This window comes from Piscinibacter sp. XHJ-5 (assembly GCF_029855045.1).
In the GTDB taxonomy this organism is placed as follows: domain Bacteria; phylum Pseudomonadota; class Gammaproteobacteria; order Burkholderiales; family Burkholderiaceae_C; genus Albitalea.
Genome location: NZ_CP123228.1, coordinates 3,833,270 through 3,856,665 on the forward strand (window position 1 = coordinate 3,833,270; position 23,396 = coordinate 3,856,665).

At 70.1% G+C, this 23,396-nt stretch carries 24 protein-coding genes; 4 read left to right on the top strand and 20 right to left on the bottom strand.

Going from position 1 to position 23,396, the window contains the following annotated elements; genetic code table 11:
- Window positions 1–156 precede the first annotated feature (156 nt).
- The 4 genes from egtD (at window position 157) to P7V53_RS18075 (ending at window position 4,142) form a co-directional block, all read left to right on the top strand.
- Window positions 157–1,119: an L-histidine N(alpha)-methyltransferase gene (egtD, locus tag P7V53_RS18060; protein ID WP_280150882.1), complete on the top strand. Its 963-nt coding sequence runs from the start codon at window positions 157–159 to the stop codon at window positions 1,117–1,119.
- An 83-nt stretch (window positions 1,120–1,202) separates the two neighbouring features.
- Window positions 1,203–1,763 carry a GbsR/MarR family transcriptional regulator gene (locus P7V53_RS18065; RefSeq protein ID WP_280150883.1) on the top strand — a complete coding sequence of 187 codons (561 nt, stop codon included), beginning with the start codon at window positions 1,203–1,205 and terminating at the stop codon, window positions 1,761–1,763.
- A 13-nt stretch (window positions 1,764–1,776) separates the two neighbouring features.
- Window positions 1,777–3,150 carry a cytochrome ubiquinol oxidase subunit I gene (locus tag P7V53_RS18070; protein WP_280150884.1) on the top strand — a complete coding sequence of 458 codons (1,374 nt, stop codon included), beginning with the start codon at window positions 1,777–1,779 and terminating at the stop codon, window positions 3,148–3,150.
- Window positions 3,147–4,142 carry a cytochrome d ubiquinol oxidase subunit II gene (locus tag P7V53_RS18075; RefSeq protein ID WP_280150885.1) on the top strand — a complete coding sequence of 332 codons (996 nt, stop codon included), beginning with the start codon at window positions 3,147–3,149 and terminating at the stop codon, window positions 4,140–4,142. The genes P7V53_RS18070 and P7V53_RS18075 overlap by 4 nt, the downstream gene beginning before the upstream one ends.
- Window positions 4,143–4,165: 23 nt before the next feature.
- Here the strand turns inward: P7V53_RS18075 and P7V53_RS18080 are convergent, their stop codons facing one another.
- The 20 genes from P7V53_RS18080 to P7V53_RS18175 all read right to left on the bottom strand — a co-directional run bounded on the left by P7V53_RS18080 (window position 4,166) and on the right by P7V53_RS18175 (window position 23,249).
- Entirely contained in the window at window positions 4,166–4,387 is a 222-nt protein-coding gene (locus P7V53_RS18080) for a DUF6496 domain-containing protein (RefSeq protein ID WP_280150886.1), read from the bottom strand.
- Window positions 4,388–4,473: 86 nt separating this feature from the next.
- Window positions 4,474–4,749: a hypothetical protein gene (locus P7V53_RS18085; protein ID WP_280150887.1), complete on the bottom strand. Its 276-nt coding sequence runs from the start codon at window positions 4,747–4,749 to the stop codon at window positions 4,474–4,476.
- A gap of 222 nt (window positions 4,750–4,971) precedes the next feature.
- Window positions 4,972–6,135: an alpha/beta hydrolase gene (locus P7V53_RS18090; protein ID WP_280150888.1), complete on the bottom strand. Its 1,164-nt coding sequence runs from the start codon at window positions 6,133–6,135 to the stop codon at window positions 4,972–4,974.
- Between the two features lie 47 nt (window positions 6,136–6,182).
- Complete coding sequence (locus tag P7V53_RS18095; protein WP_280150889.1) at window positions 6,183–6,392, bottom strand: hypothetical protein; 210 nt, start codon at window positions 6,390–6,392, stop codon at window positions 6,183–6,185.
- 83 nt (window positions 6,393–6,475) lie between these two features.
- Window positions 6,476–7,309: a caspase family protein gene (locus tag P7V53_RS18100; RefSeq protein ID WP_280150890.1), complete on the bottom strand. Its 834-nt coding sequence runs from the start codon at window positions 7,307–7,309 to the stop codon at window positions 6,476–6,478.
- Window positions 7,310–7,320: 11 nt separating this feature from the next.
- Entirely contained in the window at window positions 7,321–7,977 is a 657-nt protein-coding gene (locus tag P7V53_RS18105) for a hypothetical protein (protein ID WP_280150891.1), read from the bottom strand.
- Window positions 7,974–8,564, bottom strand: a complete 591-nt coding sequence (locus P7V53_RS18110; protein ID WP_280150892.1) for a sigma-70 family RNA polymerase sigma factor — start codon at window positions 8,562–8,564, stop codon at window positions 7,974–7,976. The genes P7V53_RS18105 and P7V53_RS18110 overlap by 4 nt, the downstream gene beginning before the upstream one ends.
- A gap of 109 nt (window positions 8,565–8,673) precedes the next feature.
- Window positions 8,674–9,234: an OmpA family protein gene (locus P7V53_RS18115; protein ID WP_280150893.1), complete on the bottom strand. Its 561-nt coding sequence runs from the start codon at window positions 9,232–9,234 to the stop codon at window positions 8,674–8,676.
- 68 nt (window positions 9,235–9,302) lie between these two features.
- Entirely contained in the window at window positions 9,303–10,028 is a 726-nt protein-coding gene (locus P7V53_RS18120) for a DUF2807 domain-containing protein (RefSeq protein WP_280150894.1), read from the bottom strand.
- The gene (locus P7V53_RS18125; protein WP_280150895.1) at window positions 10,028–10,351 is read right to left on the bottom strand and encodes a hypothetical protein; all 324 of its coding nucleotides are present in this window, start codon (window positions 10,349–10,351) and stop codon (window positions 10,028–10,030) included. The genes P7V53_RS18120 and P7V53_RS18125 overlap by 1 nt, the downstream gene beginning before the upstream one ends.
- Window positions 10,335–11,960 carry a DUF4384 domain-containing protein gene (locus P7V53_RS18130; protein ID WP_280150897.1) on the bottom strand — a complete coding sequence of 542 codons (1,626 nt, stop codon included), beginning with the start codon at window positions 11,958–11,960 and terminating at the stop codon, window positions 10,335–10,337. Before P7V53_RS18130 ends, P7V53_RS18125 begins: the two co-directional genes overlap by 17 nt.
- 145 nt (window positions 11,961–12,105) lie before the next feature.
- Window positions 12,106–12,447 carry a hypothetical protein gene (locus P7V53_RS18135; RefSeq protein WP_280150899.1) on the bottom strand — a complete coding sequence of 114 codons (342 nt, stop codon included), beginning with the start codon at window positions 12,445–12,447 and terminating at the stop codon, window positions 12,106–12,108.
- Between the two features lie 85 nt (window positions 12,448–12,532).
- Entirely contained in the window at window positions 12,533–12,901 is a 369-nt protein-coding gene (locus P7V53_RS18140; RefSeq protein WP_280150901.1) for a hypothetical protein, read from the bottom strand.
- 111 nt (window positions 12,902–13,012) lie between these two features.
- The gene (locus P7V53_RS18145) at window positions 13,013–14,542 is read right to left on the bottom strand and encodes a caspase family protein (RefSeq protein ID WP_280150903.1); all 1,530 of its coding nucleotides are present in this window, start codon (window positions 14,540–14,542) and stop codon (window positions 13,013–13,015) included.
- On the bottom strand, window positions 14,539–15,162 hold the full coding sequence (gene tagF, locus P7V53_RS18150) for a type VI secretion system-associated protein TagF (RefSeq protein ID WP_280150904.1): 624 nt from the start codon (window positions 15,160–15,162) through the stop codon (window positions 14,539–14,541). The genes P7V53_RS18145 and tagF overlap by 4 nt, the downstream gene beginning before the upstream one ends.
- Window positions 15,144–18,614, bottom strand: a complete 3,471-nt coding sequence (gene tssM, locus P7V53_RS18155) for a type VI secretion system membrane subunit TssM (protein ID WP_280150906.1) — start codon at window positions 18,612–18,614, stop codon at window positions 15,144–15,146. The genes tagF and tssM overlap by 19 nt, the downstream gene beginning before the upstream one ends.
- 13 nt (window positions 18,615–18,627) lie before the next feature.
- Window positions 18,628–19,926, bottom strand: a complete 1,299-nt coding sequence (gene tssL, locus P7V53_RS18160) for a type VI secretion system protein TssL, long form (protein ID WP_280150907.1) — start codon at window positions 19,924–19,926, stop codon at window positions 18,628–18,630.
- Window positions 19,927–20,016: 90 nt separating this feature from the next.
- Entirely contained in the window at window positions 20,017–21,429 is a 1,413-nt protein-coding gene (locus P7V53_RS18165) for a serine/threonine-protein kinase (RefSeq protein WP_280150908.1), read from the bottom strand.
- A 10-nt stretch (window positions 21,430–21,439) separates the two neighbouring features.
- Window positions 21,440–22,312 (bottom strand): DUF3365 domain-containing protein, encoded by an 873-nt coding sequence (locus P7V53_RS18170; RefSeq protein WP_280150909.1) that lies wholly within the window; start codon window positions 22,310–22,312, stop codon window positions 21,440–21,442.
- A 10-nt stretch (window positions 22,313–22,322) separates the two neighbouring features.
- The gene (locus P7V53_RS18175) at window positions 22,323–23,249 is read right to left on the bottom strand and encodes a FecR domain-containing protein (protein ID WP_280150911.1); all 927 of its coding nucleotides are present in this window, start codon (window positions 23,247–23,249) and stop codon (window positions 22,323–22,325) included.
- Window positions 23,250–23,396: the final 147 nt, after the last annotated feature.

Consider the following 23,396-nt stretch of genomic DNA (forward strand, 5'->3'; position numbering starts at 1 on the left):
CTCGGAGAAACCAGACGGCGATTATCGCGGGTCGGGCGCCGGCCACCGTCCGGGCACGGGCATTGCCGGGCGTAAGCCGAGCGGGATGGAAATCGACTACGTCGACGACAGGGCCATGCCGAGCCGGCAAGATGGCCCGGCCCTCGCGAGGAAACGATGACAAGACACACGCCGCGATTCATCCAGACCCACCGCAGCGACTCGGAGGAGGAGCGTGCCGCCGCGATCGCCGGCCTGCAACGCACGCCGGCCGAAGCCTCGCCGAAGTACTTCTACGACCGCCTCGGATCGCATCTGTTCGATGCGATCACGGAGCTGCCCGAGTACTACCCGACGCGCACCGAAGCGGCCATCTTCGCCGCGCGCGGCGGCGAGATGGCAGCGTGCGTCGGCCGCGGCAGCACCTTCGTCGATCTCGGCGCCGGCAACTGCGCCAAGGCCGCGCGCCTGCTGCCGCTCCTCGACGCGTCGCGCTACGTGGCGGTCGACATCTCGGCCGACTACCTGCAGGAAGCGTTGCGCGCACTGCAGCGCGAACACCCCGCGCTGGACATCGTCGGCGTCGGCATGGACTTCTCGCAATCTCCCGCCTTGCCCCCTGGCGTGCTGACGCCCGGCGAGCGCGCGGTGTTCTTCTATCCGGGCTCCAGCATCGGCAACTTCACGCCGTCGCAGGCCTGCGCCTTCCTGGCGGGCGTGCGGGTGCAAGCGGCCGGCGGTGGACTGCTGGTCGGGGTCGACCTGGTCAAGCCGGTGGCAGCGCTCGAGGCCGCGTACGACGATGCGCTGGGCGTCACGGCCGCCTTCAACCTCAACCTGCTGCGCAACATGAACCGCGCGATCGGCACCGACTTCGATCCGACGCAGTGGCGACACCTGGCGCTGTTCGACCGCGCGCAGTCGCGCATCGAGATGCACCTCGAAGCCCGCCGGGCGCTGATCGTGCGCTGGCCCGGCGGCGAGCGTGCCTTCGCGGCCGGCGAGCGCCTGCACACCGAGAACTCGTACAAGTACACGGTGGAATCGTTTGCCGCGCTGCTCTCCAAGGCGGGGTTCGCCACCAGCCGCTGCTGGACGTCGGCCGACAACGCCTTCGCGGTGTACTGGGCGCAGGCCTGACGGCCATCCGCCGACCCTGCCTCGCTGCAGGGGCTTTTGCCGAACTTTCAGTAATTCCTGAAAGTTCTCCATAGAATGCCCTCATGCCCGCGCTCACCCCGCTCGTCCGCAGCTTCGTCAGCCACTTCGGAGAGATGGGCAGCCGCTGGGGCATCAACCGCACCGTCGGGCAGATCTACGCGCTGATCTTCGTCTCGCCGCAGCCGGTCAACGCCGACGAGATCGCCGAGGCGCTCGAGTTCTCGCGCTCCAACGTCAGCATGGGGCTCAAGGAGCTGCAGGCCTGGCGGCTGGTGAGCCTGCGCCACCTGCCCGGTGACCGGCGCGAGTACTTCGACGCGCCCAGCGACGCCTGGGAGATCTTCCGCACCCTCGCCGAGGAGCGGCGGCGCCGCGAGATCGAGCCGACGCTGTCGATGCTGCGCAACGCGCTGCTCGAGCAGCCCACCAGCGACGAGGACCGCATCGCCCAGCAGCGGATGAAGGGCATGCACGACCTGATCGAGCTCATGACGACCTGGTTCGACGACGTTCAGCGGCTCGACGCGCGCACCCTGGCGCAGCTGATGAAGATGGGCGCCAAGGTGCAGCGCCTGCTCGAATTCGCCGGCAAGGGCAAGCCCGCCCTGCCCCCACGGACCTAGGAGACCGCCGCGCATGGATGCCGTCCTGCTCGCCCGCGCCCAGTTCGCGGCCAACATGTCGTTCCACATCCTGTTTCCGACCATCAGCATCGCGCTCGGCTGGATGCTGCTGTTCTTCCGCTGGCGCTGGCTGCGCACGCGCAGCGAGCCGTGGCTCGCGGCCTATCGCTTCTGGACCAAGGTGTTCGCGCTGACCTTCGCGCTCGGCGTGGTGAGCGGCATCACGATGAGCTTCCAGTTCGGCACCAACTGGCCGGGCTACATGGAGCGCATCGGCAACATCGCCGGGCCGCTGCTCGGCTACGAGGTGCTCACGGCGTTTTTCCTGGAAGCGAGCTTTCTCGGCATCATGCTGTTCGGCCACGGCCGCGTCAGCGAGAAGCTGCACTTCACGTCGACCTTTCTGGTGGCCCTGGGCACCACCATCAGTGCCTTCTGGATCCTCTGCCTCGACTCCTGGATGCAGACGCCGGTGGGCTTCGAGATCCGCGACGGCGTGTTCCACGTGACGAGCTGGCTCGAGATCCTGTCGAATCCGTCCTTTCCCTATCGCCTGACGCACATGCTGCTGGCGTCCACGCTGACGGTGTGCTTCCTGCTCGCCGGCGTCAGCGCCTGGCAGGTGCTGCGGGGCGCCTCCAACCCATCGACGCCGCTGGTGCTGCGCGTGGCACTCACCGTCGCCGCGGTGCTGGTGCCGGTGCAGGTGCTGGTGGGCGACCTGCACGGTCTCAACACGCTGCAGCACCAGCCGCAGAAGATCGCCGCGATGGAGGCGATCTGGGAGACCGAGCGCGGCGCCCCGCTGCTGCTGTTCGCCTGGCCGGACGAGAAGGCGCGCACCAATCGCCACGCCATCGGCATCCCGCGTGCGGCCAGCCTCATCCTGGCCCATGACCCCGACGGCGAGATCCAGGGCCTCAACGACTTTCCTGACGCGCATCCACCCGTCGCACCGGTGTTCTTCAGCTTCCGCGTGATGGTCGGCACCGGCGTGCTGATGCTGCTGTCGAGCTGGACCGGCTGGTGGATGTACCGCCGCCGCCGGTGGGACCCGAGCGCGCTGCCCCGGCCCGTGCTGTGGGTGCTGACGGCGATGAGCTTCTCCGGCTGGGTGGCCACGCTGGCCGGCTGGTATGTCACCGAGATCGGAAGGCAGCCCTACATCGTGAACGGGCTGGTGCGCACCGCGGAGGTCGCCTCCAAGGTGCCCTCGGGGATGATCGCGTCGACCCTCGCGATGTACATCACGCTCTACATCGCGCTGATCACCGCTTATGTCGCGGTCATCAAGTACATGGCCGAGAAACCCGTCGAGGAAGGGCCGCAGACGCCGCAAAGCGGCAGCGCCGTGGCCGCCGCGGCGGCCGAAGGGACCGCAGCATGAGCTTCGACCAGGCGTTGCCCATCATCTTCATGGCCGTGATGGGCCTGGCCATGCTCACCTACGTCGTGCTCGACGGCTACGACCTTGGCGTGGGCCTGCTGATGCCGCGTGCCACCGAGGCGCAGAAGGACATGATGATCGCCACCATCGGTCCATTCTGGGACGCCAACGAGACCTGGCTGGTGCTCGGCGTGGGCATCCTGCTGATCGCCTTCCCGAAGGCGCACGGCGTCGTGCTCACCGCGATGTACCTGCCGGTCGCGCTGATGCTCATCGGCCTCATCCTGCGCGGTGTGGCCTTCGATTTCCGCGTCAAGGCGCGCGACTCCCACAAGCCGTTGTGGAACCGCGCCTTCTTCGCCGGCTCCGGCATCGCGGCCGGATCGCAGGGCTGGATGCTGGGGCACTACATCACCGGCCTGCAGCCCGGCTGGCAGTACCAGGTGTTCGCCGCCGCGATCGCCGTGGCGCTGCCGGCCGCCTACGTGCTGCTGGGCGCATGCTGGCTCATCCTCAAGACCGAGAACGACCTGCAGCGCCGCGCGGTGGAATGGGCCAAGATCGCCTGGCTGCCGGTGGTGATCGGCATGGGGCTCATCTCGATCATCACGCCGTGGGTGAGCCCCACCGTGCGCGAGCGCTGGTTCAGCATGCCGGCCTTCATCGCGCTGTTTCCCATCCCGCTGATGACGGTGACCGCGCTGCTGGCCGCGCGCGGCATGCTCAACTCGCACCGGGTGCTGGGCACGCTGTGCTGGATCCCGTTCGCGCTCGTGGTGACGGTGTTCCTGCTGGGCTTCTTCGGCCTCGCCTACAGCCTGTACCCGTTCGTCGTGATGGACCGCCTCACCATCTGGCAAGCCGCCAGCAGCCCGGAGGCGCTGAAGGTGATCCTGATCGGCGTCGCCGTCTCGGTGCCGGCGATCGCGGCCTACACGGTGCTCGCCTACCGCGTGTTCGGCGGCAAGGCGAGCGAATTGCGCTACGCCTAGCGGCGAGTCTGCGACGCAGACTCCTAGTGCTCGGCGCGCGAGGACTTCGAGGAGCTCTTCTTCGACGACGAGGACTTCTTCGGCACCTTCGCGCCTTCCTTGCGGGCCTCGGACAGGCCGATCGCGACCGCCTGGGCGCGGCTCTTCACGGGCTTGCCGGACTTGCCGCTTTTCAGCTCACCGGTCTTGCGCTCGTGCATCGCCTTCTCGACCTTGTCGGATGCCTTGTTGCTGTAGCGGGCCATGGCAGCTTCCTTTCGTCAACGTGTCCATCCCGACCCGCGGTCACCGGCAAACCACGTGCCCGTGGCGCCAAGGCCCGGGGGAGACATCAGCGCAGTGCCGAGCCCCGATCGTTGGCATAGCCGCCCGCGACGGCGGCTGGATCCGCGGCCGTGCGGCGGGGAACCACCACGGCACCGGCCAGGCAGGCGGTGAACGCGGTCGCCCAGAGCTCGCCGGTCAGCAGGTAGACGGTCGCGCTGCACAGCAGCATCCAGACCGTGTAGCCGGCCGGACGCAGCAGGCGCAGCAGCATCGGGCCGATCCCCACCAGTGGGAAAGCGACGACGGCCAGCACGCTGACCGCAACGTCCAGATCACTCATTCGTACGACCTCCCGGAGAGAGCGGGCAACTGGGCAGGGGGATGGAGCAACCCGTCATGGCCTCTGGTGGTGCAGGCTGGACCGTAAACGGGATTCGGTGCACCCGGATCAGGCGCGGCGCGTAGTATCGGCCGACCCGGCGGGGTCATCCAGGAAAAGAGGCGGGAAAGTGGCCGGCGATGCGAAAACGCGACAGTTCGCCTTGGCGGCGACGGGCCTCGCTCAGCGCCCGATGACCCAGGCGCCGCTGGCTCCCGGCGCATCGTCACGCACCGGCCAGCCGTAGCGGGCGCGGCGCTGTTCCGGCGGCTCCCGGAAGTGCAGCTGCGCACGGATGTCGCGCAGCACGTCCGGCTCCTCGGCGAAATAGCTGTGGCCGAGCCGGAACAGGCTCGAGCCGTGCACCCGCACCGTGTCGATGCCCGGCAGCACGAGCACCGGCGGGGCGCCACCGGCGCGGCCGCCCTCGGTCATCCACTCGAGCGCCGCGAGGGCCTTGTCCTGATCGGCGACGTACAGCGTCGTGCGCTCCGACACCTGCGGGTACACGCTGGCGAGCTGGCGAAACAGGTTGGCGTCGACGTCCGGGGCCGACAGGAAGATCTGCCCGAAGCGCGTCCCGCTGCGCAGCGCCGCCTGCGTGGTGGCGCGGTGCATGGCCCGAAGCAGCCCCCGGTTGCCCATGCTGTGGGCGATCAGGTGGACCTTGCCGCGGTCGGCCATCGCCGTCACCTGGACCAGGAAGGATGCGATGTGCTCCTCGCTCGCCTCGATGGCCGACAGGTCGCTCAGGTAGGCGCCCACGGTGCCCCGCGAAGGCCAGCTGTAGAGCACGGTGATGCCCGGCACCTTGAGGTCGAAGCCGAGCTGTGCGGCACGGCGCGCCGCATCGTCGAAGGTGGTGTTGAAGCCGTGGATGTAGACGAGGACGTTGCGGTCGGCCGGATCCAGTCCGGCCAGGAAGCGCCGCACGTCGCGCGTGAAGGCGTCGGCCGGCAGCACGGTGGCCGGGTCGACGGTGATGCGGTCGTCGACGCGTGTCAGCAGGCGCCGCCACAGCGGCGAACCGAGCTCGCCGGGCCGGTGGCTCGAAGGGATGCGCACGATTCGCTTGCCGAAGTGCATGCGATCGTCGAAGTCGGCGCCGAAGCCCTTGGCCGGATCGTCGGGATCGAGGGGCTTGCGATTGGTGCCGAACCACACCGGGTAGCAGGTGCCGGAGAACTCCGGGGGGCACGCCACGTCGCTGCGCAAGGTTCGCATGCGCGGTGCTTCGGCGGAAGACGAGGCCGCGACGGCGGCGGCTGTGGGCGGCGACTGCGGCGGCGCCGTGCAGGCGGCGATCGCCAGGGCGATCCAGGGCCACAGGTATCGGATCGGGATCATTGCCGCCACCCCACCTCGTCGTGCGATGGTACGCCGCGCCGGCCGCCTCAGTGCAGCGTGCGCGGCAGCACGGCCGGCATCGAGAACTCGCGTCCGATGACGGTGCGCGCGTAGAAGTAGTTCAGCCGGGCCTTCGAGCCGAGCGCGTCGAGGTCGACGTGGCCGGACGCGTCGCAGGGGAACGAATAGCCGCGGCCTTCATGGAAAAGCGACTGGAAGCGCAGCTCGTATTGGGCTTGGTTGACAGAGGCGTTCATCTCGTGCTCCTGAGGGCGGTTCGCTGATGCCCTTCAGTTGCACGTGGATCCAGGGCGGTTCTATTCGACTTGGGGGGGAGCCATCACCGCCCCGCGCTGCACCCGCCGGCGGGCCCCTGCCGGAAGCAGAAGTCCCCGGTGAGGCTGGAGCTTTCCCAGGGCACCTGCACGCGGCCGGTCTCGCGCGCAACGCTGAGCCGCACCTGCTTGAACAGCAGCTCCACCGGCAGCCCGGGCGACTGCATGAAGCCGAGCAGGTGCTTGGTGTAGAGGCTGTTCTTCTCGCCCGGATTGTCGAGCGCCACGCCACCGGGAGCGGTGGAGAAGGCGACCATCGAGCCGAGTGGCGCTTCCACCGGCGCCAACCCTGCCGGCGTGGCGCCGCGGAACTTGAGCCGCCGTCCGTCGGGGCCCAGGATCTCGGCGCCCGAGAACGGGTTGTTGCGGCAGGCATCGAGGATCACGATGTTGATGCCCTGGGCCTGCCCCAGACGGTCGAGCAGCTCGTTCAGGTCGGCGCTTTTCGCGGGCACCTCGTCCTCGGCGCGGATCTCGGTGTCGACCGGCAGCAGGTAGTTGCGTCCCTTCACCTGCACGCCGTGACCGGCATAGAAGACCACGCGCACGCGCGCCGTGCGAGCGCTCACCGAAAAGATGCGAAAGGCCTCGATCATGTCGCGCAGCGAGGTGTTCTCGCGCAGCACCACGTCGAAGCCGAGCGTGCGCAGCGATGCGGCCATCGCCTGCGCGTCGTTGACGGGATTCTTGAGGGCACCGACCTTGTACGCACCGTTGCCGATCACGAGCGCCGCCTTGCGCTCGTCGCCGCCTTGCAGCGAGGGCGCCGCGGCCCGGACCGGCGCGCCGGCCATCGCAAGCATCGCGGCCGCGCACAGACTCCGTCGTGTCCGCTGCATCGCCGGCCTCCTCAGCGCGCCGGCAGCGCGTCGACCACGGCCACGCCGTCGACGATGGCGCTCGCCTTCAGCTTGTCGGCCAGTGCGCTCACCTGGCTCGCCGGGACACGAACGTAGTAGTCGCCGAGCTGGCCGGGGCCCGCCGCCAGGCTGCCGTTGACCTCGACCAGCAGCAGCCGGATGTCGGCCTCGCGTGCGTCGGCCTTGAAGTTCACCTTGAGGTACGGGCCCTTGTCGACCACGCTGCCTTGCATTGCACGGATCTCGCTCACGTCGTCGCGTTCGCCCAGCAGCTGGATGATGACGACCGCCTGCAGCGCGACCACCGCCAGTGCGCCGGCGAAGGCCGGCTTGAGCAGCGGCTGCGGCACGAGGGAGGCGAACCAGTCGCGCAAAGTCGTCAGCAGCGACGGCGGCAGCGTGGCGCGGCGCGCGCGCTCGGGTGCCGGGCCCTCCGTGCGGATGCGCTGCAGGGCACGCTCGAGCCCGACTTCGCTGGAAACCGCGGGCACGTCCTCGCGCAGCCGGCTTTGCAGCGACCGGTACCAGCCGAGCTCGGCGACGGCCTTCGGATGCTCGCGCAGGTAGTCCTCGACGAAGGCGCGGTCTGCCTCGCCCAGCGAGCCGTTCACGTAGAAGGGCAACAGTTCATCGAATCGCGATTTCATGATTCAGCTCCTGCCAACGTGCCACCACCTTCGCGTTGCAGCAGCAGTCTCAAACAATTCTTCAGTTTCTGGCGCGCGTGGAACAGGCGCGTCTTGACGGTGTTCTCGGGGCACGACTGCACCGCGGCCACCTCGGCCAGCGCCATGCCTTCGTAGAACACGAGGTGGACGCATTCGCGGTGCTCGTCGGACAGCTTGTCCATGCAATGGCGCACGCCTTCGTGGCGCTGCTGCTGGGCGAGGATCTCGAACGCGCTCGCGTCCTCCGACGGCATCACTTCGGCCACGTCGGCGATGTCCTCGTGCTTCTCGTCGGGCTTGCGCGAGCGAAAGGCCATCAGCACCTTGTTGCGGGCGATGCCGATCAGCCAGGTGCTGAACTGCGAGTCGCCGCGGAACTTGGCCGGCTGGCGCCAGACTTCGTAAAGGGTGTCTGCCACGATTTCCTCTGCCTGTGCGGGGTCGCCGAGCTGCCTCAGCACGTACGCGTAGAGCCGGCGCGAGAAGGCGCGGTAGAGGTCGCGGAACGCCGCCTCGTCGGCGCGCCCGATGCGCTCGAGCAGGCGCAACACCTCGTGGTTGTCCATTGTTGGCGCGCCGCGAAGGCGTGAGGTGGGTGGTGTGCGGTCATGGTAATTCGCCTCGAATGGACTGGCACGGAGGTTTCCCCCGCAGCATCCTTGGACTTTGGGGGGCTCACTCGCCGCGGAACTGCACGCGCCGGTTTTCCGAGGCATTGGGATCACGCCCCTGCAGCGGCGCGAACTCGCCCAGGCCCACGGCGCGCAGGCGCGCCGCATCGATGCCGTGCGAGGCGACCAGGTAGCGCTTGACCGCCTGCGCCCGGCGCTGCGAGAGCTGCTCGTTGTAGGCCTCGGAGCCGACCGCGTCGGTATGGCCTTCGATGACGATCGACTGGATCGTCGGCAGCATGCGGATGCCCTCGGCCAGCGCGTCGAGCTGCGGGCGCGCCGACGGCTGGATCTCGGCCGAGTCGAAGGCGAACTGCACCGGCAGCGCCAGCGCCGACGAACGGATGCGCGATGCATCCTGCGGCTGCTGGGCGGTCTGCGCGGACGGCGTGTCGTCGAGCAGGCGGATGGAGCGCATCTTCATCGGCCGCGATTGATCCAGGATCCCGGCCACTTCCCGCGGGTCGACCGACTCGCCGGCGCCGTACAGGCGCACGTCCTGCGCCAGCGCCGAGCCGGCGGCCAATGCGAGAAGCAGCGAAGCGAGGTGGAAGCGGCGGGCCATGATTTTCTCCTTGGGAATGTCGGCAATGGGTTGCCGATTCCGATGGAGGGGTTCAATGTTTGTGAGCCCTACAGGCCCTCGCGGCGTACGTCGCCGGCGCCGGTGATCGTCTTCACGACCCGCGGATCGCCGCGGTAGACCACCTCGCCGCTGCCGGCGATGCGCACGTGCAGCTCGCCCGACACGGCGACGCTCATGTCGCCGCTGCCGTCGATCGCGAGCTCGGCGCGGCGGCTGGCCAGGCCAGGTGCGATGTAGCGGCCGGAGCCGGCGATGACCACGGCCTGGCGCTCGACTTCGCCGGCGCCGATGCGCACCTCGCCCGCACCTTCGAGGCGCACCTCGAGCAGGCGCGCGCGCAGCTCTTCGCACTGCAGCTCCTCGCTGCCGGCAAGCCGCAGGGACAGGTCCGAGGCGGAAAGCGGCCCGATGCGAACGCTGCCCGAGCCGCGAGTCTCCAGCCGGGCCAGCCGGTTCAGCTCGACCCTGAAGCGGACGGGCTGCTGGGTCTGCACGGGCCCCGGCCCGAACCCGAGGCGCAATCGGCGGTCGCGCATGTCGGCGACCAGCCTGGCCAGCACGGCCGGCTCGGCCTCGACCGTCAGCCGCTCGCCGTGGCGCACCTGCACGATCTCGAGCTCGCCGGCCGCCTCCCACAGCAGGCTGTCGATGCCGGCGAGCGGACGCACCTGAACCGCCAGCGCCTGGGCCGCACGACCGTGTCGCCAGCCGGCCAGCCCCGCGGCCGTCGCTGCCGTCCCGGCCAGCCAGAGCCGACGAGAAACCCCGTGCATCAGCGCCGCGCCGCCGTGCTGCGGATGAGGCAGGTGGCGCTGCCCGTGTCCGCCACGTAGACCGGCTGACGGTTGCGGTCGGTGCCGCGCAGCTTGAGGCCGCCCGCGACTTCGGGCGGCAGCGTCAGGTCGCGCTCCTCGAACAGCAGCCGGCCGTACTGCCAGCAACGCACCTGGTACAGCGTCTCGCCGCTGGCAGCGCGGGCGGCCGGCGGGCCGTCGAGCGGGTTGCGGGGGTCGTCGGCGGCAATCGCGAGCGCCGAGACCAGCACCAGCGCCAGCACCGCCGGCACCAGGGCGCCGCTCCTATTTCGGTTGGACATGGAAGTACTCCTGGGCCAGCACGCCGCCGGTCGCGTTGACGAACAAGGTCCGCACCTGCTCCAGCGTGCCCACCGGCAGGGGGTCGAAGTCGCCGCCGGCGACGCCGGCCGGCAGGTCGGGCAGCACGTCCCGCTCGGTGGCGAAGCACGACACCGTCTCCTGGACGCCGCGGGGGTTCATGCGGATCTCGAAGCGCATCTGGCCCGGCAGCGACACGCCCTGGGCGGCCGCCACCCGCGAGTCCTTCTGGAAGCGGTTGGGGAAGAAGCGGCTGATCCTCTGGTTCTCGTCCTGCAGGAAGCAGTACACGTGGGCGTCGCGGTTGGGCCGCACCGTCAGCTGCACCGCCTCGCCCTTGGCGAAACGCCGCGCCTCATTGGCGGTGGCCAGGCGAAGCGCCAGCGGCGTGGATGCCGGCCCGGCGGGCTTGGCCGTCGGGGCAGGCGCAGCCGGGCCATTGGCCGTGGGCGCGGGTGCGGCAGGCGCAGCGGGTGCATTGGCCGGCGCGGCCGCCACCGGGGCAGGCGGCACCGGCTGCACCTTGCCCTCGAGCTGCCGATGGTCCGCCTTGAGGTAGGCCTTGAGGAAGTCCTGCGACAGCTTGGGCTCGCGCGACAGGCCCAGCGCCTCGCGGTAGCGCGCCACGGCTTCCTTGATCTGCGGATTGACGACGCCGTCGATCGGGCCGTCGTAGACCCGCCGCATGCGCAGCTGGAGCTGGAAGTACTCGATGATTTCGGTGGGGTGCGCGACCATGGCGTCGTACCAGTCGCGGATCTCCGCCGCGACGTCGGGGTCGTCATCGGTCGCGCCCAGGCAGGTCCAGTACGGCACCTTGGCAAGGCGGCCGAAGAGCTCGATGGACGCCATCTCGACGAGCGTGCGCAGCGCCTGCGCCTGGCCTTCGTTGGTGCCGGTCGACAGGCTGAAGTTGATGCCGAACTTGCGGATCTCGGCGTCGCCGTCGAAGCCCTTGCCCTGCTTGAACAGGATCACCTGGTTGCGCGAGGCGATGCCCGGCACGACGGTGAGGTCCTGCGTGGTCAGCATCGTGAGGTCGATGCCGAGGATGGACGCCGATGCGGTGCCCGCGTAGCCGAGGTTGAGGTAGGGCGTGACCGCAACGCCCGCATCGACGTTGCGGCGCACGATGGTGTCGTCGAACTGGCTGATCGAGCCGCGCAGCGCGTACTGCGGCACCACCGCGAAGTGCTCGCGCTTGAGCGCCTGGAACAGGAAGCCGAGCGTGTTGCCCGAATCCTGGCCGTAGGCGACCAGGCGGATGGCGCGGCTGCGCCGCGTCATGTCGGACACGGCCGAGATCAGCATGTCCTTGGTGCCCGCATTGACCTTCTTGGTCTGGTCGGCCAGGTCCTCGACGATCACCGTCAGGTCGCGGGTGCCGTAGTCCAGCAGCAGGTTGTCCATGCAACGCAGGCCGGCGGAGAAGTTGGTGATGGAGCGCCCGGGCGCGGCCTTGGGACCGGTCTTGACCTCCTTGACCTTGTCGACCACGGCCTGGTTGGGATCGAGCGTCGCGCAGCCTGCCAGCGCCGCCATCGCGATGGGCAGCGCACGTGCAATGAACCGGAGGGAAGAGGTCTTCATGGTGTCCACCTTTGAGCCTTGCGGCGCCACCCAACCGGATGGCCTCGCAAAACACCGGCCGCATCCAGCGGCCGACGCGGATCCGGCCCTGCCGGTCCGCCGAAGACGCCCCCTCGAGCGAAGCGCCGATGGCGCTGCGGGGGGGCTACTTGCATTTGTTGTTGGCGTTGATCACGTCACCGGTGATGATCACGTTCACCTCGGTCGGGCTGAACCCGGCGCGATTGCCGCCGATCACGTTGCCGATGTTGACGGCGCCGCAGTCCTGGCCGGCCTTGCGGGCGGCACCGGCAGCGGCGTCCTGGGCGTTCTGCGAGCCCGCCCGCGCCTTTTCCTTGGCCAGCTTGGCGAGCACCTGGGGCTCGAAGTCCATGGGCTCGGACGTGGCGGCGTGCGCAACCCCGATGGTCAGCAGCGCGGTGGCGATGATGGCGACGGCCAGCACGACGGCAGTCAGGAGCAGCGACAGCGGGGAGGTCTTTTCCATCTCGTTCTCCGAAGAGAACCGCGCCCGGCGAAGGGGTCCGGGCGCGGTGCACAAACACAGCGCAGCAAGCTGCGCCCGCGGCGAATCACTCCACCACGCCGATCTTGACCTTCTGCGAACCGCCCGAGCCGCCGCTGGCGTACTGGGTGATGTTGTGCGCCGTCACGTAGGCCGAGTGGTTGCCGATGTTCTTGTCGATCTTGCCGATCGTCATCTCTTGGGTGTGGCCCGACGTGCCGCTCTGGGTCTGGCGCAGGTTGGTCGAGTACACATAGGCCCACGAGCTGGACGGGGTCTGCATGTCGACCACGCCGGCTTCGATCTTCTGGTGGCTGTTGGTCGCGTTGGACTGCTGCTGGTTGACGCCGTTGACGTGCGTCTCGACGCTGTCGGCGAACGCGGCGCCGGCGGCGAGGAAGGCGGCGACAGCGAGAACGGTCTTGAACTTTTGCATGGTGAGCTCCGAAAGGGTGTGAGGTTTGAGAAGTCCGGCTTGAGCTTTTTGCCTGAGCCGTCCCTTCAGTTGCAGCACCCTTCCAACCGGTTCAAAGAATTCTTTGCCCGCTCACGGGTTCAATCGGAATTCGACGAGCTCGAACGACGTCGATTCGCGCAAGGCGTTGCCGACGTGCGTGGCGACCGTGTACTTGACGGTGCGCTTGACCTGCGGCGAGTACCAGATCACGTGCTCGCTGGACACCGACCCGCCGCGCGCCGTGCTGCGCCCGCGCAGCACGAGCTTCACCGCCTTGAAGCGGCCGGCGGCCACCACGACCTCCTCTTCTCCCTCGACGCGGCCGCGCAACGGCACCACGGCCTGCTCGACACGCCGCGGCTGCTCCGGGATCGCCTGGCCGGCTTTCAGGCCGCCTGCGGCCAGAAGGTACGGCGAGAACTCCGGCGGCGTGAGCGTCCAGCCGGGCAGCGCGTGGAAGCCGGGCTCGAGCGAGACCAGGGTCGTGCGCAGCTTGGCGTCCGAGGTGGTGGTCCAGCTCTCGGCGATGCCTTCGGCGGTCACTGCATCGACCTTGGCCGTGAGGAACAGGTCACCGATGCGGAACTGGTCCTGCACCCGGTAGCGCCAGGTGTCGCCGACACGCGGCAGCGCATCGGAGCGCGTCGCGCCGGCCTGCGCGGTGGCCGCCGGGGGCGGCGTCGGCGTCGGCACGGTGAAGGCGGCCAGCCGCGTCTGCGCCAGCGCCGCGAAGCGGCCGTTGGGGTACTGGCGCAGGTAGGCGCGATATTCGTCGGCCCGCGTCGATGCCTGGATGCTGTTCCAGAACGCGAGCTCGCCGGCCGCGTCGACCTCGGCTGCGGCTTCGCGCGTGGCCGCCACGCCCGGGACGAAGGCGAACTCGCCCTGGAGCGAAGAGCTTTCCCAGGGCACCTGCTGCTCGCGCGTCTCGCGCACCACGCCTTCGCGCACGCGCTTGAACACGTGCTCCACCGGCAGCCCGGGCGTCAGCAGGTGCCTGGCAAGGTGCGCCGCATAGAGGCTGTTGGCGCCGCTGCCGTCGGCTGCCAGCTTGCCCGGTGCGGTGGCGTATGCCAGGAGGGTGCCGATGGGCGCATCCATCTGCGCCAGGCCCTGCGCCTTGGCGCCGCTCTTGCCGGCAAACGGGTTGTTGCGGCAGGCATCGAGGATGACGATGTTGATGCGGCTGCGCGCCGCCGACATGCGCCCGAGGATGAAGCCGAGGTCCAGGCCCGCGATCGGGATCTCGTCCTCGCTGCGGATCTCGGCGTCGACCGGTATGAGGTAGTTGCGATCGCGCAGCTGCAGCCCGTGGCCGGCGTAGTACAGGACCGCGATGGTGTTCTCGCCGAGCCGGGTGCCGAAGTCACGCAGCGCCTCGATCAGCGCGCGCCGGTCGAGGTTCTCGTGCAGCGCGACCGCGAACCCCGATTGCTTCAGCGAGGTGGCGATGAGCCTCGCGTCGTTGACGGGGTTGTCCAGCGGATCGGTCCGGTAGGCGGCGTTGCCGATGACCAGCGCGATGCGCTCCTCGGTGACGGCGGTGCCGCGCGTGCGCTCGGCCGCCTGCGCGCCCCCGAGCAGGAGCAGCGCCAGCAGGGCCACGATCCAGCGGCTCACGGCAGCGTGCCTCCCGCCATCATGGCCGCCAGGGCCGCCGCCGGCGGCAGGGCATCGAAACACTGGAACGACGCCTGTGCGCCGGCATCGTCGCACCACCAGACGCTCGCTCTGCCGGCGGGGAGGCCGCTCAGCAGGCGGCGCGCGAGCTCGCTCGCTGCCTCGTCGGCCGCTTCGTCGTCGGCCCGTGGAATGGCGGCGAGCGCGTCCTCGAGGTCGTCGATGGTGAACTCCATGTCGAGCACGCGGCGCGCGGCGGCATCGAGCTCGCGATACCAGTCGACGGCGGCAAGCGCGGCGGCGAGCGTGCGCACCGGCTGCACGATCGTCAGCGGAAAGTGCCGGCCGACACGATCGACGCTGGGCATCAGCACCCCGCCCCAGCCGCCGCGGCCGAGCAGGCCGGGCGCGATCCAGAAACGCCGGATCGGCGCGACCAGGTAGCCAGCCAGCCACGCCTCGCCAAGCTCGGCCCGCCCGAGCGCGAGGCCGCGCTGCAGCCAGGCGTCCCAGCGGCGGACGAAGGCGTCGGGCAGGCGCCGCGAGGCGAAGTCGCCGACGCTCGGCATCTTGCCGAACCAGCCCGGCGGGCCGAGACCGATCACAGCCGCGTCGGACATTGGAACTGCTCCAGCTCGCGTCGCAGCAGCGGGTTCAGCGGCGTCGGACTGCGCACCTCGAAGCGCGCCTTGCGGCCCTCGACGTCGAACACCAGCTGCGCCCGCTCGGGCGATGCACCGGGGTCGACGCGCACCCGGTCGAGCAGGCGAAACAGCGCCCACGGACCCTGGAACACATGTCCGGGCCCGCCCCCTCCGCCGCTGGGCACGAGCTGCAGGCGCACCCGCCCTGCCCCGCCGGGGCCCGGCCACTGCAGCGTCTGCGTCGCCGTGGCGCCCGGTCGGAACTTCAGCACCTGGCCGTCCACATCGAGCACGAACTCGCTCACGCCGGCGTCGAGCTCGAGCAGCCGGAAATCGAGCCGCATGCCGAGCTGGCGCCCGCCGTCGCGGAAAAAGGCGTCGCGTATCGCCTGGGCGCGCTGGAACTGCTGCAGCGACTCGCCCGCGTCGCGCCGCCCGTCGGCATCGGCCGCCCGGTAGGTCCAGGGCCTGGTCGAGGTGTCGACATAGGGCGCCAGCTGCCGCTGGAAATAGCCGTCGATCAGGCCGCCGGCGCCGAAGACCCGCACGAAGTCCTCGCGCGACATCTCGTCCGTGCCGGAGCGCGCCAGCGGATACCGGCCGGCGACCGCGCGCACGCACTGGGGCGCGAACTCGGCCCCGAGCTGCCTGGCCAGCGGATCGCGCAGCGCCGCGAACACCTGCGCCCCGCTGGCATCGGCAAACTGCAAGAGCATGCCGCGCACCGGCTCCGGAGCGCGCTGCGCGGCCGCCTGCAGCTCGCGCGTCGCGTCGCTCGGCGGCGGCAAGGCCTTGCGCTTGACCGCATCCTCCACCGCCGCCAGGTGCGCCGACAGCTTGCCGAGCAGCATCTGCATCTCCTCGACCGACTGGCCCGCGACGAAGCGCTTCAGGTCGTCGAAGCGCGGCGCGAGCGGGTCCTCCTCGACCGCTGCGGTGCCGCTGGCCGAGGCGGTCGCGCCGCCGAAGGAGACTTCGCGCACGGTCGCGCGCAGCACCGCCACCAGCGGCGAATCGGGCCGCGCCAGCAGGTTCGCCATCTCGGCGCTCGCAGCCAGGTTGGAGGATGGCGCCAGCCGCAGGTCGGACACGAATTCGCCCCAGCGCGCCGCGTAGTCGGCGAGGTACAGCCGGCGCACCTGCTCGGCGAGCGCCTTCTGCGCGGCCGGATCGCCCGCGCCGCCGCTGGCCGTTCCCAGCACCCAGACTTCCTCGCGGGCGAACTGCCGCAGCACGTCCAGCGTCCGCTCGTGCAGCGACTGGCGCCCCACGGCCCGCGAGTACAGCGCCGGCACGCCCGCACTCAGCGGCTGTCCGCTGGCCCGCACGAACACGCGCCGGGCGCCCGCCCCGCCGGCCGATTCCACCGTGAAGGGCATGGCCTCGGCACCGAAGTCGGTCTGCTTCAGGCGGCGGTACGCCCGCTCGGCCAGCGGCACGCTGGCCACGAGGCTGCGCACGGCGGCCACGAGCTGCGGGTCGGCATTGGCCGGGGCGCCCACCTCGCCGGTGGCCAGCAGCCGGTCGAGGTGCCTGCGCAGCGCCTCGCGCTGCTCCGGCCGCACGCCCGCCCCCAGCGTCGCCTCCCAATCGGCGGTCAGGTAGGCGCGCAACGCAGGCGCGTCGAAGTTGCGGCCGCCGAAGAGCATCAGGTAGGCCTTCAGCGATTCATAGATGAGGCCGACATGCTCCGCCGCGCCGGCACGCATGCGTTGCTCGAGGCGCGCCGCGATGCGCGGCAGGAAGGCCTCGCGCAGCGTGCGCAGGTAGGCGTCCTGCGACCCCGCGACGAGCGCCTCGCTGCGGTCGAGCCCCAGCGAGAGGGCCGCGTGGTGCTGCGCCGGCGATCCGCCGGAGGCGGCGAAGCCGGCCAGCGCGTCCAGCGCCGGCAGCATCGCCACCAGGTCGGTGGAGGGCGCCTCGCGCGCCGCTGCCACCTGCCGGTCGAGCGCCGGCAGCCGTCCGCGCAGGTCGGTGAGCCAGTCGCGGTTGCCGGCGTAGGCGCGCCAGGACAGCGCGGTGGCAGCGAGCACCATGCAGGCGGTAGCGCCCATCGCCCCCCAGGCCAGCCACTGGCGTCGCCGCCGCCAGCTCAGGTTGGTGCCTGCCAGTCCCGCTTCGGCGAACACCACGTCGCGCAGCAGGCGCGTCACGAAGAAGGTCTTGCCGGTCGGCCGTGCCGCGGGAAGGATGCGGCTGGTGAGGCCCAGCGCGCGCGCCAGCCCGCCGAGCGCACGGTCCATCGGCGTGCCTTCCTGCGTCGCGCTGGTGAAGTAGACGCCGCGCACGAAGGGACGCAGCTCGGCGCGCATGCCGCTGGACATTTCCTGCAGGAAGTCGAACAGCGTCTGGCGCAGCACCCGCCACTGCTGCGGGAAGGTGTACACCGCCGCGCGGCGCTCGCGGTCGCGCTCGTTGTGCAGCCGGTCGATCAGGCAATCGTTGAGGCGCTTCTCGAGGAGGGCGAAGTCGCTGGCCATGCGCAGCAGCGGGCCGTCGGTCTGCGTTCCGGCCTGGTAGGGGAAGGTCACGCCCCACACCTGGGCGCGCTCGTCCTTGTCGAAGTCGGCGAAGAATTCCATGAAGCCGGCCAGCAGGTCGGTCTTGGTGACCAGCACGTACACCGGAAAGGCGATGCCGAGGTGGTCGCGCAGCTCCTCGATGCGCTGGCGCAGCTCGTTGGCGTGGGCGGCGCGCTTCTCGGGGCTGGCGCTCAGCAGGTCGCTGACGCTGATGGTCAGCAGCACGCCGTTGATCGGGCGGCGCGGCCGGTAGCGCGCCAGCAGCTTGAGAAAGCCCAGCCAGGCCGTGCGGTCGGCGACCCGGTCGCTGTCGTGCGTGGTGTAGCGGCCCGCCGTGTCGATCAGCACGGCCTCGCTCGCGAACCACCAGTCGCAGTTGCGCGTGCCGCCGATGCCGCGGATGACCTTTTCGCCCACGGCATCGGCGAGCGGGAATTCCAGGCCGGAGTTGACCAGCGCGGTCGTCTTGCCCGCACCCGGCGCGCCGATGATCACGTACCAGGGCAGCTCGTAGACGAACGGCCGGCCTGTCAGCGCCGCCAGCCAGGGGTGCTTGCCGCCGATGCGCGAGCGACGCAGCAAGGCCACCGCCTGGGCAAAGCGCTGGGTGATCACCGCCAGCTCGTCGGCGCCCGGCGTGCCCGGCATCGGCTTCTCGGCCCGGCGCATCAGCCCTTCCATCAGCCGTCGATTGCGGCGCGCCGATCTCGCGGTTCGCCACACCGCATGCGCCAGCGCGCCGAGCACCACCGCCGCGATGGTGGCCCGGCGCGCCGGCTCGCCGGCGAGCGGCACGACGCCCGCGACGGCCACCAGCGGCCCGACGAACCACACCAGCGCGGACGCCGCCAGCACGCCGACGAAGGCGAGCAGCGGACGCAGCCAGGGGATGCCGGATCGCGTCATGGCAGTCGACGGGTCAGTCCGGCCGCGGCAGGCGCAGCTCGATCTCGATGCGCCGGTTGCGCGCACGTTCGGCCGCGCCCTGGTTGGGCACCAGCGGCTCGACGTCGGCGCGCCCTTCTGCGCGCACCCGGTCGGGCCGCGTGCCCTGCTGCACCAGCACCGCGAGCACGGCCTGCGCGCGCTCGCGCGAAAGGTGCCAGTGGGACGGGAACTGCAGCGAGCCCACCGGGCCGTCGTCGGTGTGGCCGATGACGGCGATCTGGCCGGGCAGTTCCTTCAGGGCCCGCGCGACACGGGCGAGCAGCTCCACCTGCCCGGCCTCGACCTGGGCGCTGCCCGGCACGAACAGCGCATCGGCGGGCAGCCGGATCACGGACCGCTGCGCCTCGTCGCGCACCTCGAGCGCACCGCGTCCGGCGTCGGCCTGCAACAGCGGCGCAAGCCGCGGCTTGCCGGCGGTCGCCGCTCGGTCCAGCCGCAGTGCCGCCGGCACCGCATGCACCTGGCGGAAGACCGGCTCGGCGAGGTCGCGCAGGCGCGAATTGAGCGCCAGCAGCACGCCCAGTACGACACCGCCGGCGACCGCCAGCAGGACCCACAGCGGCAGCACGGAGACGTCCCGATGTCCGTGCGTGCTGACGCCCTGCCAGTGGATCGACAGCGTGCGAGGCGAGCCGGCGTCCTTGGCCGGCCGGATGACCTCCAGCACGCGGGCGGCGATCGCCTCGAGCTGGGCACGGCCATTGGGCACGCCGCGGTAGCGCCCCTCGAAGCCCAGCTGCAGGCAGACCCAGAAGAGCTCCAGCAGGTCGGCGTTGAGTGCGGCGTCCTGCCCCAGGCGCTCCAGCAGCTGGAACGCCTTCTCGCCGCCCCAGCGCTCCTCGTGGAATTCCTGCAGCAGGCTGCGCTGCGCCCAGCTGCCGCCCGCCGCCCACGGGGTCTGCGCGATGGTTTCGTCGATGAAGGTGCACAGCACGTAGCGCGCCGCCGTCACTTTGGGCCGCGGCACGCCATTGGCAGCAGCCATCGCCTCGAATTCGCCGATCCAGTCGAGCAGCTGGCGGCGCAGGCCGTCCGGATCGGCGTGCGTGGTGGTGGTGCGCAGCTGGGGCACCAGCGCCAGCAGGACGCCTGCGGCCGCCAGCAGCGGATTGATGCCGGCGACCAGCCGCTGCAGCTCCACCCCCGCGCTGGTGGTCGGTCCGCGCGGCGGCGCCGGCCGCTTCATCGCCACCGTGGCCTGCCCGCCCGGCGCCGGCATCAGGATGGTCGGCTCGTGACCCTGGATCAGCGTGCGCTCATCGGCGGCCATGGCGGGCCCCTGCGACGGCCGGTACGACCTTGCGCCTTGCGGGCGCCGCTTTGCTGAGTCACGCGAGGCCTCCCATGGCGTCAACGGGCCCTAGCCGCGGGTGACCGCGGCTTCACGCAGGAAGCGCTCGCGCAGCGCATCGCTCTCGAGGCTCTGCGCGACCTGGTTGAAGAAGTCGTGGCGGCTCGCGCCGTTGGCGGCGGCGCGCTTGGCGATGACCCGCGCGATCGGGCCGATGTAGGTGGTCAGCAGCTTGGTCGCGCGCTCCAGCTCCTCGGGCGTCAGTGTCGGGCCCGGCGTGGGCGTGACCGGCAGCGGCGTCTCGTTGCCGGTCGGCACGCGCGAGCGCAGCGCGGTCAGGCCCTTGCCCGTGACCGCGCGCACGAACGCATCCTTGTCCTCCTGCCGCTCGATCGACTCGATCAGCGCCGCGGTCAGCGTGTCGATGTCCTTGTGATTCTTGGCCGCCCGGCGCACCAGCACCCGCGCCACCGGCCCGAGGAAGCGCGCCAGCTCCACCTCGACACCCGACAGCACGGCCGCGCTCCAGCCGGTGGGCGGCGGCGTGCTGGTGCCGGCGACGGCCGTCGTCTTCGGCAGTGAAGGCGCGCCGGCGTCGGGCACGATCGGCCGCTTGGGCGAGACGATGGTCGCGTCCGACAGCGTGCTGTTCAGCGGCTCGGCGTACTCGGCCAGGATGGCCGCGCGGAAGGCGGCGGCGCTCTGGTAGCGGTTTTCCGGCTTCTTCTCGAGCGCGCGCGCGACGACCGCGTCGTACTTGGTCCAGCGCCGGTTCGGATCGATCGTCGAAGGCGGCGGGGGGTCGTGGTAGCACACGTCGTACATCACGGCCTCCGAGCGGCCGCGAAACGGCGGCTGGCCCGCCAGCAGGTTGTAGAACAGCACGCCGGCCGAGAAGATGTCGACCCGGTGGTCGATCTGCCCCGACAGGTACATCTCGGGCGCGATGTAGCCCGGCGTGCCCATGATGATGTTCGTCTTTGTGCGGTCGGCGCTCTCGATGCGCGCGATGCCGAAGTCGGTGAGCTTGATGCGGCCGTTGCTCATCACCAGGATGTTGGCCGGCTTGATGTCGCGGTGCCACACCGCATGGTCGTGGGCGAACTGGAGCGCGTCGAGCAGCTGCGCCATCACGCTGACCGAATCGTGCTCGTCGAAGGGCGAGCCATTGGACAGGTACTCGCGAAGGCTGCTGCCTTCCACGTACTCCATCGCGATGTACGCGTACTGCGCGTCTTCGCCGTACTCGTACACCGACACGATCCCGGGGTGATTCAAGGTGCCGGCCGCTTGCGCCTCGCGGCGGAAGCGGCCGGACAGTGTCTCGCTCTTGTCGTCGTCGTCGATGAGTTCCTTGCGGATCGTCTTGATGGCCACCGGGCGCTTGATGACGGGGTCGTAGCCGCGATAGACGATGCCCATCGCGCCTTTGCCGATGACCTCGCTGATCGGGTATTTGCCGAGACGCTCCGGAATGCTCATTCAGCTCATCTCAACTTTCCAGCATCTTCATCGCCTGCACCATGCTGGTCCGCATGCGGGCGATGGAGCGCGAGAGCACGCCGATCTCGTCGCGCGACTTGCGCTTGAACTCCGGGATCTCCAGCTCGCCGAGGCTGACGCGGTCGGCGAACTGCGACAGCTTGCCGATGGGCCGGATCACCAGCGCCCACAGCATCAGGTTGAGCACCAGGCCGATGACCACGAACACCACCGCGATCGATCCCATGAACACCGTGAAGGCCTGGTTGGCGCGCTCCAGCGGGACTCGAGTGGGCACCGAGATGATCTGCGCGCCCACCACGTCGTTCAGCGTCCAGCCGAAGCCGTTGGCCGGGCCGTAGCGCTCGAGCATCGTCTTGGGAGCGGCGTCGATGGTGCTGTGGCAGCGCAGGCAGGCCTGGTTGGTGATGCGGATGGGGCGCGCGATGTAGAAGGAGCGGCCGTTCGGCGTGTCGCGGTCGCCCATCAGCTCGGAGGCGTCCTTGTTGGTGCGGAACTGCGTGATGAGGTCGGTCTCCCAGTCGACGGCACGGTTGCGGGGATTGGTGGGGTTGAGCACCGCCTCCTTGTAGCCGTACTCCGTGTGCTTCTTGCGCAGGTCGTTGAAGACCTCGGTGGCCGAGTACGCCGGAACCGACTGCGGCAGGAAGGTGTACTTCATCTGCGTCTCGAGCAGCGGGTTCACCTGCGACGAGGTGTAGGTGCGCGCCGCCAGCGCGGTGTCCATCAGCAGGCGGGCGTTCTGCGCGATCTCGTCGCGCGCGTTGCGCTCGAGCAGCGTCCACGACACCTGGCCGGTGGCCGCGAGCCCCAGCGCGAAGATCAGGATGAACACGAGGTTGAACTTGAACAGCAGCTTCATCGCGGATTCCTCAGTTTGCAACGCTGGACGCCGCAGGAGTCGGCGGGCGTCCCGTCACCACGGTGGCCTTGGGCGGCGCCGGCGGCTCCTTCGGCTTGTACTTCTCCGGGAACAGGATCGGATCCCATTCCGGATGGGCCGACAGGTTCGCCACCAGCGAGTTGCGGAAAGCCGCCTCGCGTGCCTTGCCGCGCCAGCGCTGCATCAGCGGACGGCGCACCGACGACTCGGCCTTCAGCCAGTGCTCCACATCGGCATAGACGAAATCGGGCGCGTCTTTCGGCTGCACCGGGCGATCGCGGTAACGCTCCAGGCGCAGCGGCAGCGAGTCGCGAAAGAACTTCGGCATCTCGGCGACGAAAGCCGGCGCCGGGCTGGCGCTGACCGAGCCGCGCGTGCCGGCCTTGCGCCTGAAGAAGTCGCCCGCCTTGAGCAGCACCACCACCGGCGCACCCTGCTGACGCTCGGCCACGCGTGTCTCGCCCTTCTCGACGAACAGGCTCACCTCCGAAGGCGAGCTGCGCAGCACGACGGCAGCCGCGCTGGCAGGCATCTCGATGAGCGGGGCGCGCAGGTCGAAGCCGGGGGCGGCCGCGGGGGCATCGCGCTTGGCCCCGATCAGCTTGACCCAGCCGTCCATGAGGTAGAGCCAGCGGTCGGTCTTCTGCTTGGAGGTGCTGACGTTGAACATGGCACGTGTAGCGGGTCCGAATTGCGCGACCGACTGGTCCGCCAGCTCGATCTGCGTGAAGGTCGACGCGGCCGTCTCCACGATGTCGCCGGGCATCAGGCGCACGCCTTCGGCGGCATGCACGCGCCCTGCGCCGCGATAGATCACGGCCTCGCCCTCGAGGATGGTGATCGTTCCCGACACGTCCGCGGCATGCACGCTCCACGGCGCCGTCAGAACCGCAGCCAGGATGAATGCACGCATCATTCAGCGCCTCCTCGCCAGAGGGTGTCCACCGGCGCCCACGAGCAATCTAGACCTCGCTGTCTGACACTGTCAATCGAGCGAGACCTGCATCCTTGGGGGGACCGTGCAAGCGTGGGGGGTGGGGCCTGACAGGGCGTGCGGCACCCT